This is a genomic window from Serinicoccus sp. CNJ-927 (genome assembly GCF_001942435.1).
In the GTDB taxonomy this organism is placed as follows: Bacteria; Actinomycetota; Actinomycetes; order Actinomycetales; family Dermatophilaceae; genus Ornithinicoccus; species Ornithinicoccus marinus.
In genome coordinates this window covers 135,523-149,008 of the sequence record NZ_MKKF01000044.1, presented here as the reverse complement: position 1 = coordinate 149,008, position 13,486 = coordinate 135,523, and the positions used below count along the sequence as shown (strand labels likewise).

Sequence of the window (13,486 nt, the reverse complement as noted above, 5' to 3'; positions counted from 1 at the left end):
CGCTGATCCCGTGCTACACGGATCGCACGCGGGGGTGGTCGAGAGGCTCGGGTGGGTCAGGGACCCATGACTCCCACGGCCCGACATCCTCGGCGAACGGGGTCCGCCAGGCGAGATGCCCGAGGGCCAGGATGACGTACTGGTCCAGCGGCATACCGTAGGTGTGAGCGCGGCGGGACAACTCGGTGCAGAGGGCTTCCGGCATACCAGATATGCCAAAGGTGACGCAGTCTCCTGCCTCCCACGCCTGCCGGTCCCGGGACTGGCTCACGCGGTCGACCTCGTGCAGGGCGTCGTAGAGGAGCTCGTTGAGCGGCGTGACAGGCGAGGTCAGCAGGCCTGGATCCTCGAGCAGGCCGTAACCGATGGCACGGTTCAGCGCTCCGGGGCGGGCCTCCAGCTCGTCCTCGGCGAACCACTCCTCCGTGCGGTAGTGGGTTGTCAACACCTGACGAACTCTGCGGTCACGCTCCTCGCTGATCACCGTCGCGTCATGAACCTCGACCGACAACAGGCCGCCCTCGAGGCGCAGGCCGAGCAACTGGCCGGGAGCGGCGTCCGGCAGCCATCCCGGCGGGCCGACGAGCGCACTGTGCCCGAAAGCGGCTGTCATCACCTCACCACCCGAGGCGAGCCGCAAGGGCGCCTGACCGGCGCACGCGACGAGCGGCATGAGCGCGAGCACACTCCACAGCTCAGTTCGACCAGGATGCGCCCCCGTCACCCGGTGCGTCAGCCCGGCCGTCCAGGGCGTCGACGAGGCGGACCACCGAGCCGTCCGGTCTTCCGATGAGCAAGGTGCAGGTCTCGACGGCCCTGCTCGCGGCATACTCATCGACGCGCACGTCCTGCAGTTGTCGCCGCGCGCGAGCCGACAGCCACTCCAGATCCTGTGGCCCGTTTTGGAGCAACGTGAGCAGCACATCCATGAGCCGGTGGTCGATGTCTCCGACCATGGCTTCGATCGTCTTCTTCATCCGGCCAGGATGCCGCGACCCGCGGTCTTCCCTCCGAAGTTGTTCACAGAGCCCTGCTGACGGGCTGTAGCCGTGGGGGCACGGCGGTCCTGCTGCTATGCCACGCCAGGCACTCCCCTCAGAGACTCGGCAGTAGCCCCTTCCGCGCGCACAGCCGGGCTAGGAAGGTAGCGCAGCACAGCGACATGTCGCCGCAGCGAGAGCCATGCAGGTCCACGCTGACCGGGCCTGTCGCACACCACCCCGGGTGGACTCCACTCGTCGACGCCATCAGGGCCTTCGGTGCTTGGCCAGTGCCTGGTTAATAAGCCGCCGTCACAACGGGCGACGCTGACATGATGGGAACCGTGGTGCGGCTCTCAAAGCAGAAGTGGGACATTGCCGGGAGGCGCTGCAGGGAGGCATTCAGCTGGCCGGTCGAGATCCTGGGGACCGATCGACACGGAACCTGGCTCGGGTCCCGCCAGGGAACTCCTGTGCACCAGCCGGATGGCGGCGTTGAGCTGCAGCAGAACGCTGCTGTCTGGCTGGTCATCGAGCGCTCGTGGAGTCTGCCTGCGTTCTGGTTCACAGCCGAGACAGATCTGACCATCGACGTCTGCACACCACTCACGTTCGAGGACGAGACGTGGTCCTTCATCGATCTGGAACTGGACCTGTTCCGGAGGCCCGATGGTCGGGCGGGGCTCGTGGACCAGGACGAGTGGGACCTTCTGGCTGGGTCTGGCCTCATCGTCGACGAGGCCGTGCGGGCCGCGGAAGAGACCGCTCGGTCGCTGCTGCCGCTCGTGGAGCGCCAAGTGGAGCCCTTCGGGCACGCCGCCGTGCCGTGGCTCCACAGCCTTGATCGCTCACCACACGAGGGGCCGACGCCGGGAGATCTGGGGTTGCCCGGAGTAGCAGCAGGAGGATGAAGCGGCAACTCGCTACCTGCTACCTGGTAGTGGTCTCACGTCGACAAGAGGAGGCTCAGAAGTTGCTGGCCATATTCGTGAATCGGCTGTAGTGGCCCTGGAAGGCGACGACCACAGTGTCAGTCGGGCCGTTCCTGTGTTTGGCAACAATGACGTCCGCCTCGCCCTCGCGAGGCGACTCCCGCTCGTAGAGCGACTCGCGGTGCAGCAGGATCACGACGTCGGCGTCCTGCTCGATCGAGTTGTGAACCGCGATGCCGTTGGCGACGAAGTTGTGGCCACCGAGCACGGTGGCGTCGTAGACCTCCTCGACGCCCACCAGCTCCACCGACTGGATCTGCCCGAAGAGCACGTCGTTGACGGCTGCGAGATCAAGCTCCTCCTTGTCCAGCACATCGACCACCGAGCTCAACGAGCCAGTATCCTCAGCACGCCTCATGACCTTGCCCACCTCGGCCCACAGCGGAGAAGGCTCCGACAGCCGAGGCGCGGCGGCGTGGCCTGCACCGTTTCGCACCAGCGCGAGAGCCCCCGCCACGTCTGGCCCCAGGTCGCCATGAGGCGCGACCTCCTGGAGGAAGCGGCGCTGGTCGTCCCGCTCCACAACGCCCAGGACGGCGCCGGCCACTGAACTCCGCTGCTCCGTGCTGATTCCGAAACGCAGCAACTGTCGGGCGATCTGATCGAGCACCGACGGGTTCCCGGGAAGGGAGATCGTGGGTCGCTCCTCGTGCGGGCTCACACCCACCTGCCCCTCGCGGGACCACATCGCAGCGACGAGCACGGCGATCTGACGCTTGGACATGAACCACGCCTCGTCCGGGAGCCGAGACGCCCGACCCTCGACGAGATCGTCGGCCAGGGAGACCACATCGGCGTCGTCGGCCCACGGCTCGTGCCGCTCCGGCGCAGGGACGTGGCGCGGCACGGCGATGCGGTCGCCGGCGTGCAGGTCGCCGAGGGCCTTCCAGCCGTCGTAGGCCAGGAAGGGGTGGTTCTCCGTCGCTGTCAGGGTCTTGCCCGAGGTGAGAGTGAGTCGGAAGACCGGCCGCGTCCCGGTGGCGAAGACGTGGGTGAGATGACGCCGGACATACCGCAGGGACTCGTCGAGGGACCACACCGGCACGTCGGTTGCGCCCTGCTCGTGAAGCTCACCGAGCGTGACCTCGGCCCCCGTGTCGGCGCGCAGCACGCGCGTGTCAGCGGTGAGGCAGCCCGACTCACGAAGGTCGCTCATCTGCGGCTTCTTGTCCGTCCGCTGCTCCGGACCTCGGTTGAGCTGAGACAGCGCGATGACCGGCACCTCGAGCTCCTTGGCCAGCAGCTTGAGCGCGCGGGAGAACTCCGCGACCTCTTGCTGGCGCGACTCGACCCGCTTGCCCGAGCTCATGAGCTGCAGGTAGTCGATGATCACGAGCTTGAGGTTGTTGCGCTGCTTGAGCCGGCGACACTTGGCGCGGATCTCCATGAGCGACATGTTGGGGCTGTCGTCGATGAAGAGCGGGGCGTCGGTGATGCGGCCCTGGGTCTCGGCCAACCGGGTCCAGTCGCGGTCGCGCATGTTGCCCTTGCGCATGTTCTGCAGCGGGATCTCCGACTCCGCCGACAGCAGGCGCATGGTGATCTCGGTCCGGCTCATCTCCAGGGAGAAGACGACCGTCGCCATCTGGTGCTTGATCGCCGCGGCCCGGGCGAAGTCCAGGGCGATGGTCGACTTCCCGACAGCAGGCCTGGCCGCGATGATGACCATCTGCCCGGGGTGCAGGCCGTTGGTGAGCTCGTCGAGCTCGGTGAACCCAGTCGGCACACCGGTCATCTCCCCCGAGGACCCGGCCGCGTGCTCGATCTCGTCCATCGTGGGCTCGATGAGCATGCCGAGCGCCTGGTAGTCCTCGCCCCCGCGCTTGTCGGCGACGGCATACACCTCGGCCTGCGCGGCGTTGACGATGTCCTCGACGTCGCCCCCCTGGTAGCCGATCTGCACGATCCGGGTGCCGGCGTCCACGAGCCGCCGCAGCACCGCGCGCTCGGCGACGATCTCGGCGTAGAACGCGGCGTTGGCGGCGGTCGGGACCTCGGCGATGAGCTGGTGCAGGTATGCCGTCCCGCCGATCCGCTGCAGGTCGCCGCGCTTGGTCAGCTCGTCACCGACCGTGATCGCGTCGACCGGCTCGCCGCGGGAATAGAGGTCCACGCAGGCCTCGAAGATGCCCTCGTGCGCCGGGCGGTAGAAGTCCTGGGCCTTGACCATCTCCGAGCACTCGGCGATGGCGTCCTTGGACAGCATCATCGAGCCCAGCGCGCTGCGCTCGGCGGCGACATCCTGAGGAGGAAGACGGTCCTCCGGGCCGCTCGGCGCACCCTGGTCCGGCGGTCCGTAGACGTCCATCTCGCTCAGCGTCATACCGCCTCCTCGCCCGTCGTCAGCACGTGCTCAACCTGTGCGAGAAGTCCAGCACCCACCGCCGACAGACCCGCAATCGGCCTACCGTACGGCCGAGGTCACCGACCCGCAGCATCCCCGTGTGGACGACCTGGGGACACGGTGTGGAGGCCGTGGGGACAACCCACCCCACGTCCCAGCACGGCGTGTGGACAACACTGTGGAAACTCACGGAACTTTCGTCACATCAGGGCTGTGACCTGCGGCGACGCGACACCCCGGCTGTGGATCAAAATTGGTAGGCCCGCACACCGCACGGACTTGACGAAACGTCGCGGCGTTAGCACTCTATTACTGAGAGTGCTAACGCACCTCGAGAGAACTGGACAAGGGAGGACACGATGACCCGCTTTGACCCGCTGCGCGAGATGGACCGTCTGATGTCCGAGATGCGCACCCCGCCCACGGCCGCCGCCGCGATGCCGATGGACCTCTACCGCACCGGCGAGCGCTACGTCGCCCGCGTCGACCTGCCCGGAGTCGATCCGTCGTCCATCGACATCGACGTCGAGGACCGGACCCTCACGTTGCGTGCCGAGCGCAGCGAGGAGAGGGACGTCGAGCAGTGGCTCTCGCACGAGCGCCCTGCCGGCACCTTCGCGCGACAGCTGACCCTCGGGTACGGCGTCGCCCTCGACCGGATCGAGGCCGACTACAGCGACGGCGTGCTGACCCTGACCTTCCCGGTCGCCGAGGAGGCCAAGCCGCGCAAGATCCAGGTCTCGCACGGCGGACAGCACAGCATCGAGGGCCAGACGGTCGAGCAGGGCGGCCACGACCAGGAGGCAGCGAGCTGACCATCGACCACCGCATCACGTCCCGGCTCTCGTGACCGAGGACCGGGCGCACGGCGGGCACGGTCAGGCACGAGAGATCCTGCGCCTGGCCGTGCCCGCCTTCCTGGCCCTGGTCGCCGAGCCGCTCTTCCTGCTCGCCGACTCCGCGATCGTCGGCAACCTCGGCACCGCCGCGCTGGCCGGTCTCGGGGTCGCTAGCGCCGTGCTGCTCACCGCGGTCAACATCTTCATCTTCCTCGCCTACGGCACCACCGCGGTCGTCGCCCGCCGGCTTGGCGCCGGAGACGAACGGGGCGCGGTCAGCGCCGGCATCGACGGGGTCTGGCTCGCGCTGCTGCTCGGCGCGGTCGGCGCCGTCTTCACCGCTCTGCTCGCGCAGCCGCTGGTCCAGCTCTTCGGCGCCGGCGACGCGGTCGTGGCCGAGGCGGTGACCTACCTGCGCTGGTCGGCCCTCGGCATACCCTCCATGCTCGTCGTGCTCGCCGCGACCGGGGTGCTGCGCGGGCTGCAGGACACGCGGACCCCGCTCGTGGCCTCCGTCGTCGGCTTCACCGGCAACGCGGCGCTCTCGCTGATGCTCGTGCACGGAGTCGGGTGGGGCATCGCCGGCGCCGCGATCGGGACGGTCATCGCGCAGACCGGTATGGCGCTCGGTCTCGTCCTCGTCGTCGTCCGCGGGGCCCGGCGGCTGGGGTCGTCCCTGACCTTCCACGGCGCGGGGGTGCTGCGGGCGGCGCGGGGGGGCATACCCCTGCTCGTGCGGACCATCGCGCTGCGCGCGGCGCTCCTGCTCACCACCTGGTCGGCCGCCGGGCTAGGCGACGAGCAGCTGGCGGCGCACCAGGTGGCGCTGACGGTATGGTCCACGCTCGCCTTCGCCCTCGACGCGCTCGCCATCGCCGCGCAGGCGCTGACCGGCAAGACGCTCGGCGCGAGCGACGTCACGGGGACGCGGGAGGCGACAGCACTGATGGTGCGGTGGTCGGTGTGGTTCGGCGTGATCCTGGCCGTGCTCATCGTCGCGCTGCACCGCGTCATCCCGCTCGGCTTCAGCCAGGACGCCGACGTGCGGGCCGCCCTGGCCGCGGCCCTGCTCGTCGTGGCGGTCGGCCAGCCGATCGCCGGGATCGCCTTCATCCTGGACGGTGTGCTCATCGGCGCTGGCGACACCCGGTGGTTGGCGTGGGCGCAGACCGCGGCGACCGTGGCCTACCTCCCGATGGTGCTCGCCGTGCGGCTGACCGGCGTCGACGGCACCACCGGTCTGGTCTGGCTGTGGGTCGCCTTCACCGGCTTCATGAGCGTCCGGGCCCTGCTCATGTGGCGGCGGGCCAGCGGGGAGCGGTGGATGGTGGTCGGCGCCGAGCGGTGAGCGGCAGGGGGCAGTGCCCGGCGGGCTTGGCGCCGTTCCTCGAGGCCTCGGCCGACCGTGGAAGTGTCGCCCCGGCGGCGCATCCACGGTCAGCAGCCGCTGTCAGCCCCCAGCCGACCGTGACACTGCTGCCGTGGCGACGCTTCGACGGTCCAGGAGTGGCCTGTGGATAGGTTCAGCGAGGCGTCGTCAGTGCGTCGCAGACTGGGGTATGCCCACGACGCGCGCCGAGCGCAGGACAAACCAGCGGCTCGAACGTGCCCGGCGGCACCGGCTCGCGCGAGACCTGGCCGAGCCGCACGACGGGGTGGTCACGAGGCGGATGCTCCTGGAAGCCGGGCTGACACCAGGGCAGATCGCCACGGAGATCGACCACGGCGCGTGGAGTCGGGCGGGAGCGCATACCCTCTGCATCACCTCGGACGTGCCGAGCGGCCATGCCCTGTGGTGGTGGGCCGTCTGGGAGTCCGGCACCCACAGCGTCCTGGACGGCGCGACGGCGTTGCTGGCCACCGGGCTGCAGCACTGGGAGGATCCGGTCATCCACGTCGCCGTGCCCAACAACGCCACGGTCCGTCGACTGGAAGGGGTCTGCCACCACCGCCTGCGCGACCTGGGGCCGCGCACCACCTCGGGTCTTCGGCGCACACCACCCGACGTCGCGGTGGTCCGCGCGGCGCGATGGGCCAGGACCGACCGGCAGGCGGCCACCCTCGTGGCGATGACCGTGCAGCAGCGACTCGTGGCGCCGGACGCTCTGCTCGTCCGCTGGCAGCAGATGAGGCGGACCTGGGAGACCTCAGTGCTCGACGAGGTCATCAGGGACGTCTGCGACGGGGCTCACTCGCTCAACGAGCTGGACTTCGCCGCCGAGTGCCGTCGCCGTGGCCTTCCGGAGCCGGCTCGGCAGGCGGTGCGGACGGGCCGGAACGGACGGGTCTACCTGGACGTGTTCTGGGAGGATCTCGGGGTGCATGTCGAGATCCACGGAGCCCAGCACTTCCAGGGCACAGCCGGTCTCGACGACGCCCTGCGGCACAACGACCTTCAGCTGAGGGACCGCACCATGGTCAGCCTGCAGATCCCGGTGCTGGGGCTCCGGACGACTCCGGAACCGTTCTTCCGGCAGCTCGGAGCCGCCCTCGAGGCGGCCCGACGACGGCTCGGACAGGCCGGCTGACCGGGAAAGGTGCGCCCCGGCGAGACTTCCACGGTCGGCACCACGTCAGAGGGCCCGGTGACCGGGGAAGCTGCGCCCCGGCAGCGATTCCACGGTCGCACCCGCCCGCCGACCGGCAAAGGCGCGCCGCGGCAGCATGTCCACGGTCGCAACCGCTGTTGAGGCAACGCCGACCGGCAAAAGCGCGCCGGGGCAGCATTTCCACGGTCACAACCGCTGTCGAGGGCAACGCCGACCGGCAAAGGCGCGCCACGGCAGCATTTCCACGGTCGCACCCGCCCGCCGACCGCTACCCGACCGGGCAAAAGGCGCCATGGCGAGACTTCCACGGTCACGGGGCGGCGATCAGCGAGCGGCGCCCCGACGGGCGGACGCGGAACGGCCCCGCCTCCCGGGGGAGACGGGGCCGTACGGCGTGTGCTGCGCGTGCAGCCGGCCGCTCAGGCGGAGGCGACGACGCTGACGGTGACGTCGGCGGCGAGGTCCTCGTGCAGGCGGACGTGCACGGGGTGGTCGCCGACGCTGCGGATCGGGGTGCGGACCTCGATCCGGCGCTTGTCGACCTCGGGGCCACCGCTGGCGGCGATCGCCTCGGCGATCTCGCCCGGGGTGACGGCACCGAAGAGGCGGCCACCGGACCCGGCGCGGGCCTCGACGGTGATCTCGGCGCCCTCGAGCCGGGCCTTGGCGGCGGCGGCGTCCTCGGCGCTCTTCACGGCCCGCTTGTCGCGGGCCGCCTTGATCGAGTCGACCTGCTTCTGGCCGCCCTTGGTCCAGGCGGTCGCCACCTTGCGGGGCAGCAGGTAGTTGCGGGCGTAGCCGTCCTTGACGTCGACGACGTCACCGGCGTCACCGAGACCGGTGACAGGCTGGGTGAGGATGATCTTCATGATGCGCTCCTGATGCGACCGGGCTCAGCGGGCGGAGCTGCTGTAGGGCAGCAGCGCCATCTCGCGGGCGTTCTTCACGGCACCGGCGATCCGGCGCTGCTCCTGCACGGAGACGCCGGTCACCCGACGGGCACGGATCTTGCCGCGGTCGGAGATGAACTTGCGCAGCAGCGCGGTGTCCTTGTAGTCGATCGCCTCGATCTTGGCGGACTTGAGCGGGTTCGCCTTCTTCTTCGGCTTGCGCATGACGGGCTTGGCCATCGTGGTGCTCTCCCCTTTCGTGAGAGCCCGAGCTCATCGCTCGGGATGGTGGGTGTGTTCGTGGTGGTGCTGTGGAGGGTGGCCGATCAGAACGGCGGCTCGTCGTAGGACGGCGCGCCGCCCCAGCCCGAGCCCCCGCCGGAGCCACCGGAGTTGCCGCCGGTGCTGCTGGCGCCGCCGGTCGCCCAGGGGTCGTTGGCCGGGGCCTGCTGGCCCCCTGACTGCTGCCCGCCGGCGTTGCCGCCGCCGGAGTAGCCGCTCTGCTGACCACCCTGTCCGCCCTGGCCCTGACCGCCCTGCTGGCCGCCACCCTGCCAGCCGCCGCCGGAGCCACCCTGGCCGCGCTGGGCCTTGGTGACCTGGGCGGTGGCATACCGCATGGACGGACCGACCTCGTCGACCTGCATCTCCATGACCGTGCGGTTCTCGCCCTCCGGCGTCTGCCAGGAGCGGGAGACCAGCCGGCCGGTCGCGATGACGCGGTCGCCGCGGTGCAGCGACTCCGACGCGTGCTCGGCCGCCTCGCGCCACACCGAGCACCGCATGAACAGCGTCTCGCCGTCCTTGAACTCGTTGGTCTGGCGGTCGAACTGCCGCGGGGTGGACGCCACCGTGAAGTTGGCGACGGCCGCACCGCTGGGGGTGAAGCGCAGCTCGGGGTCGGCGGTCAGGTTGCCGACGACGGTGATCGGAGTCTCTCCGGCCATGTCAGGTGCTCCTCGCGTTGCTGTCGGTCAGGTCAGGAGTTCGGGGTGTGCGGGGTCGCGACTCAGGCGTCGCGGCGCAGCAGCTTGGTCCGCAGGACGGACTCGTTGAGGCCCAGCTGGCGGTCCAGCTCCTGGGCGGTGGCGGGCTCGGCGGTGAGGTTGACCACCGCGTAGATGCCCTCGGCCTGCTTCTTGATCTCGTAGGCCAGCCGGCGGCGGCCCATGACGTCGATGTCGTCGACCGAGCCACCGTCCTTGCCGACGACGGCGAGCATCTTCTCCAGCGTGGGCTGGAGCGTGCGCTCGTCGGTCTCGGGGTCGAGGATGATCATGAGTTCGTACTGACGCATGCGGAAGACCCACCTCCTTCGGTCTGTAGCGGTCACGGTCTCTCCGTGACAGGAGGGTCATACGTCGCACCGCTGCCCTGCCAGCATGCCACCGAGCGGTGAGCCGTGCAGGAGTTGTCCACAGCCGCAGGACTCGCCGAGCGACGCGGACCGCGGTGAACCCGACCACGATACCGGGCGCCGTCGCGCGCCACCTAATCCGCACCTCGTCTCCTGCCTCATCCCGGTCGGCTCCTGCGCGACGGCGCACCGGGCGCCGCCTCATCGGCTTCTCACCCGCGCCACGACATACTGTGCCGGACCGAGCAGAGGGAGAAGCATGAAGATCGCGATCGCCGGCACCGGCTACGTGGGGCTCTCGTTGGCCGTCGTCCTGGCCCAGCACCACGAGGTGTGCGCGCTGGACATCGACACCGCCAAGGTGGCCGAGATCAACGCGCGCCGCAGCCCGATCCACGACCCCGAGATCAGCGACTACCTCGCGACGCGCGAGCTGGACCTGCGGGCGACCACCGACCCCGAGGAGGCCTACGCGGGTGCGCAGTGGGTGGTGGTGGCGACCCCCACCGACTACGACACGGTGACCAACTTCTTCGACACCCGCAGCGTCGAGGCGGTCGTCGCGGACGTCCGCCGGATCAACCCCGACGCCGCGATCGTCATCAAGTCCACGATCCCCGTCGGCTACACCGAGGGCCTCCGCGAGCAGCACCCCGGCGCCACCATCCTGTTCAGCCCGGAGTTCCTGCGCGAGGGCCGCGCGCTGCACGACAACCTGCACCCGTCCCGGATCATCGTCGGCGACACCACCGAGCGCGGTCAGGAGTTCGCCGACCTGCTCCTGGAGGGTTCCCTGCACGACGACGTGCCGGTGCTGCTCACCGGCTCCACCGAGGCCGAGGCGATCAAGCTCTTCGCCAACACCTACCTGGCGATGCGCGTCGCCTACTTCAACGAGCTCGACACGTATGCCGTGACCCGCCAGCTCGACACCCGCCAGATCATCGAGGGCGTGGGTCTGGACCCGCGCATCGGGGCGCACTACAACAACCCGAGCTTCGGCTACGGCGGCTACTGCCTGCCCAAGGACACCCGGCAGCTGCTCGCCAACTACGGCACCGTGCCGCAGACCCTCATCACCGCGGTCGTGGACGCCAACACGACCCGGATGGACTTCATCGCCGCCGACATCCTCGACCGGCACCCGCGACGCGTCGGGATCTACCGCCTCATCATGAAGGCCGGGTCCGACAACTTCCGCGCCTCCAGCGTCCAGGGCGTCATGTCGCGGCTCCAGGCGCGCGGGGTCGAGATCGTCATCTACGAGCCCTCCTTCGAGGGCGAGACCTTCCAGGGCTGCCGCGTGCTGCGCGACCTGCCGGCGTTCACCGAGGCGGCCGACGTCATCATCGCCAACCGGCTGGACGAGCACAGCGACGACTTCGGCGACAAGCTCTACACCCGGGACCTCTACGGCCGGGACTGACCTGCTCGACCTGGACCCCCGGCGATCCCTGGCACGATGGGCGGCATGCCGCGATCGGGTGGTTCCACGAGCCAGGACCGTCGTCGCGACATCGAGGGGTTGCGGGCGATCGCGGTCCTGGCGGTCCTGCTCTACCACCTGCGCGTGCCCGGCACCGGCGGCGGCTTCGCCGGGGTCGACGTCTTCTTCGTCATCTCCGGCTTCCTCATCACCGGGCTGCTGCTGCGGGAGGTCGAGCGCACCGGCCGGGTCTCGCTGCGCGAGTTCTACGCCCGGCGCGCGCGCCGCCTCCTCCCGGCCGCCCTGGTGGTCATCGCCCTGACCTTCGCCGCCTCCTGGGTGGTGCTGTCCCCGACCACCCGTCCGGACCTGGTCGCCGACGTCCTCGGCTCCACCCTCTACGTCGTCAACTGGGTCCTGGCCGCCCGGTCCGTCGACTACCTCGCCGAAGGCTCCGGGGTCTCCCCGCTGCAGCACTACTGGTCGCTGGCCGTCGAGGAGCAGTTCTACCTGGTCTGGCCGCTGCTCGTCCTGCTCGGGCTGACGCTCGCCGCACGCAGCCGGTATGCCCCCCGCCGGGTCCTGCTCGCGCTGCTCGCCGCCCTGACCGTCGCCTCCCTCGTCTGGTCCGTGGTGGCGACCGCGCAGAGCCCGGCGACGGCATACTTCGTCACCCCGACGCGGCTGTGGCAGCTGGGTGCCGGGGCGCTGCTCGCCTTCGCCGTCCCCGCGCTGCGCCGGTGGCCGGCCGGGGCGGCCCAGGTGATGGCCCTGCTGGGGCTCGCCCTCGTCGTGACGACCGTCCTCGCGGTGGACAGCTCGACACCCTGGCCGGGCTCGGCCGCCCTCCTCCCGGTGCTCGGCAGCGCCATGGTCGTCGCGGCCGGCTCGACGGGACACCCCACCCTGGTGTCTCGGGTGCTGGGCCTGCCGCCGATGGTGCTGCTCGGCGGCCTGTCCTACAGCATCTACCTCATCCACTGGCCGCTGCTCGTGCTGGTGGAGGAGCAGCGCGGGGCGCTCGGGCCGGTCGGCCTCACCCTCGTCGGCGTCGGCACGATCGGGCTCGCCGCGCTCATGCGGGTGCTGGTGGAGGACCCGGTCCGGTTCGGCTCCGGGCTGGCCGGCCGGCCCGGACGGACCCTCGTGGCCGCCGGCACGGGCATGGCCGTGCTGTCAGTCGCCGCCGGTGTGGCCTGGGCGACCCGTCCCACGCTCGGCGAGACGACGACCGCCGGCCCCGCGGCGCTGGTCGCCGACCCGTGGGACTCGAGGTGGGAGCTGCGTGAGGACCCGCGCTCCGCCTACGACACCGAGGGCCCGCTGCAGCCCGATCCCGCGCTGGCTCGCGAGGACGTGCCCACCTACTACGACGACGGCTGCCAGATCCAGGACGGCGTCGCGATGTTCGACACCAGCTGTGTCTACGGCGACCCCGACGCGGAGACGGTGGTCGCGCTGTGGGGCGATTCCAAGCTCGGGCAGTACGCCTCGGCGCTGGACGCCATCGCGCTGCGGGAATCGTGGCGGCTGGAGTACTACCTCAAGAGCGCCTGCTCGCCCACGGTCTCCGGGGCGGAGGAGGACTGCAACGCCTTCGGCCGCGCCACCGTCGAGCAGCTGCTGGAGGACCCCCCGCACCTCGTTCTCATCGGCTCGGGCGGCTCCGAGGAGCCGGAGCAGGAGGGCATGGTCGAGGGCGCACGCACGCTGACCGACGCCGGGATCGACGTCGTCGTCGTGGACGACAACCCCCACCCCGGCCAGGCGGCCTATGAGTGCGCCGCGGAGCACCCGCGCGACCTGCTGGCGTGCGAGCGGCCTCCCCAGAGCATCGACGGACGCCCCTCCCTCGCGCTCGTGCACGAGGCCACGGGGGCACCGGTGATCGACCCGAACCCGTGGATCTGCCCCGAGGAGGACACCTGCCCGGTGGCGATCGGCGGGCAGCTGGTCTACCGGCAGGGCAGCCACATCACCGACACCTACGCCCGCTCGCTCACCCCCTTCCTCTACCGCGGGCTCGCCGAGCTGGGCCTCACCGCGGCCTCCGCCCGGAACATCGCGCTCGACGACGTTCCGGCACGGCCGGGGGACGCGCGGTGACCG

At 70.4% G+C, this 13,486-nt stretch carries 13 protein-coding genes; 6 read left to right on the top strand and 7 right to left on the bottom strand.

The window, feature by feature from the left end:
- Positions 1-13: 13 nt before the first annotated feature.
- The gene (locus BJF86_RS11835; RefSeq protein ID WP_237768194.1) at positions 14-673 is read right to left on the bottom strand and encodes a hypothetical protein; all 660 of its coding nucleotides are present in this window, start codon (positions 671-673) and stop codon (positions 14-16) included.
- 22 nt (positions 674-695) lie between these two features.
- The gene (locus BJF86_RS11830) at positions 696-977 is read right to left on the bottom strand and encodes a hypothetical protein (protein WP_075819167.1); all 282 of its coding nucleotides are present in this window, start codon (positions 975-977) and stop codon (positions 696-698) included.
- A 338-nt stretch (positions 978-1,315) separates the two neighbouring features.
- Here BJF86_RS11830 and BJF86_RS11825 point away from each other — a divergent pair, with 338 nt between their 5' ends.
- On the top strand, positions 1,316-1,891 hold the full coding sequence (locus BJF86_RS11825; RefSeq protein ID WP_158068414.1) for a DUF402 domain-containing protein: 576 nt from the start codon (positions 1,316-1,318) through the stop codon (positions 1,889-1,891).
- Positions 1,892-1,946: 55 nt separating this feature from the next.
- On the opposite strand, the gene dnaB is transcribed toward BJF86_RS11825, so the two are convergent.
- On the bottom strand, positions 1,947-4,178 hold the full coding sequence (gene dnaB, locus BJF86_RS11820; protein ID WP_414819946.1) for a replicative DNA helicase: 2,232 nt from the start codon (positions 4,176-4,178) through the stop codon (positions 1,947-1,949).
- Positions 4,179-4,675: 497 nt separating this feature from the next.
- On the opposite strand from dnaB, the gene BJF86_RS11815 reads away from it, so the two are divergent.
- The 3 genes from BJF86_RS11815 (at position 4,676) to BJF86_RS11805 (ending at position 7,683) form a co-directional block, all read left to right on the top strand.
- Complete coding sequence (locus tag BJF86_RS11815) at positions 4,676-5,131, top strand: Hsp20/alpha crystallin family protein (protein WP_022923508.1); 456 nt, start codon at positions 4,676-4,678, stop codon at positions 5,129-5,131.
- A 31-nt stretch (positions 5,132-5,162) separates the two neighbouring features.
- A complete protein-coding gene (locus BJF86_RS11810; RefSeq protein ID WP_075819161.1) occupies positions 5,163-6,503 on the top strand; it encodes an MATE family efflux transporter in 1,341 nt (446 codons plus the stop codon).
- A 211-nt stretch (positions 6,504-6,714) separates the two neighbouring features.
- Positions 6,715-7,683, top strand: a complete 969-nt coding sequence (locus BJF86_RS11805) for a hypothetical protein (protein ID WP_075819159.1) — start codon at positions 6,715-6,717, stop codon at positions 7,681-7,683.
- 440 nt (positions 7,684-8,123) lie between these two features.
- On the opposite strand, the gene rplI is transcribed toward BJF86_RS11805, so the two are convergent.
- From rplI to rpsF, 4 genes are all read right to left on the bottom strand, one after another.
- Complete coding sequence (gene rplI, locus BJF86_RS11800) at positions 8,124-8,573, bottom strand: 50S ribosomal protein L9 (protein WP_075819157.1); 450 nt, start codon at positions 8,571-8,573, stop codon at positions 8,124-8,126.
- A 24-nt stretch (positions 8,574-8,597) separates the two neighbouring features.
- Complete coding sequence (gene rpsR / locus BJF86_RS11795; RefSeq protein WP_066639385.1) at positions 8,598-8,834, bottom strand: 30S ribosomal protein S18; 237 nt, start codon at positions 8,832-8,834, stop codon at positions 8,598-8,600.
- A gap of 86 nt (positions 8,835-8,920) precedes the next feature.
- Positions 8,921-9,541, bottom strand: a complete 621-nt coding sequence (locus BJF86_RS11790) for a single-stranded DNA-binding protein (RefSeq protein WP_075819155.1) — start codon at positions 9,539-9,541, stop codon at positions 8,921-8,923.
- Positions 9,542-9,603: 62 nt separating this feature from the next.
- A complete protein-coding gene (rpsF, locus tag BJF86_RS11785; protein WP_075819153.1) occupies positions 9,604-9,891 on the bottom strand; it encodes a 30S ribosomal protein S6 in 288 nt (95 codons plus the stop codon).
- A 319-nt stretch (positions 9,892-10,210) separates the two neighbouring features.
- On the opposite strand from rpsF, the gene BJF86_RS11780 reads away from it, so the two are divergent.
- Both BJF86_RS11780 and BJF86_RS11775 read left to right on the top strand, forming a co-directional pair.
- Positions 10,211-11,377 carry a nucleotide sugar dehydrogenase gene (locus tag BJF86_RS11780; protein WP_075819151.1) on the top strand — a complete coding sequence of 389 codons (1,167 nt, stop codon included), beginning with the start codon at positions 10,211-10,213 and terminating at the stop codon, positions 11,375-11,377.
- 45 nt (positions 11,378-11,422) lie between these two features.
- A complete protein-coding gene (locus tag BJF86_RS11775; RefSeq protein ID WP_158068413.1) occupies positions 11,423-13,483 on the top strand; it encodes an acyltransferase family protein in 2,061 nt (686 codons plus the stop codon).
- Positions 13,484-13,486: the final 3 nt, after the last annotated feature.

Excerpts from the sequence above, each read along its gene's own strand:
- BJF86_RS11825 (WP_158068414.1), top strand. The coding sequence starts at position 1,316 with ATGGGAACCGTGGTGCGGCTCTCAAAGCAGAAGTGGGACATTGCCGGG.
- BJF86_RS11830 (WP_075819167.1), bottom strand. The coding sequence starts at position 977 with ATGAAGAAGACGATCGAAGCCATGGTCGGAGACATCGACCACCGGCTC.
- BJF86_RS11835 (WP_237768194.1), bottom strand. The coding sequence starts at position 673 with ATGCCGCTCGTCGCGTGCGCCGGTCAGGCGCCCTTGCGGCTCGCCTCG.
- BJF86_RS11775 (WP_158068413.1), top strand. The coding sequence starts at position 11,423 with ATGCCGCGATCGGGTGGTTCCACGAGCCAGGACCGTCGTCGCGACATC.
- dnaB (WP_414819946.1), bottom strand. The coding sequence starts at position 4,178 with ATGCTGTCCAAGGACGCCATCGCCGAGTGCTCGGAGATGGTCAAGGCC.
- BJF86_RS11790 (WP_075819155.1), bottom strand. The coding sequence starts at position 9,541 with ATGGCCGGAGAGACTCCGATCACCGTCGTCGGCAACCTGACCGCCGAC.
- rpsF (WP_075819153.1), bottom strand. The coding sequence starts at position 9,891 with ATGCGTCAGTACGAACTCATGATCATCCTCGACCCCGAGACCGACGAG.
- BJF86_RS11805 (WP_075819159.1), top strand. The coding sequence starts at position 6,715 with ATGCCCACGACGCGCGCCGAGCGCAGGACAAACCAGCGGCTCGAACGT.
- BJF86_RS11780 (WP_075819151.1), top strand. The coding sequence starts at position 10,211 with ATGAAGATCGCGATCGCCGGCACCGGCTACGTGGGGCTCTCGTTGGCC.
- BJF86_RS11815 (WP_022923508.1), top strand. The coding sequence starts at position 4,676 with ATGACCCGCTTTGACCCGCTGCGCGAGATGGACCGTCTGATGTCCGAG.
- rplI (WP_075819157.1), bottom strand. The coding sequence starts at position 8,573 with ATGAAGATCATCCTCACCCAGCCTGTCACCGGTCTCGGTGACGCCGGT.
- rpsR (WP_066639385.1), bottom strand. The coding sequence starts at position 8,834 with ATGGCCAAGCCCGTCATGCGCAAGCCGAAGAAGAAGGCGAACCCGCTC.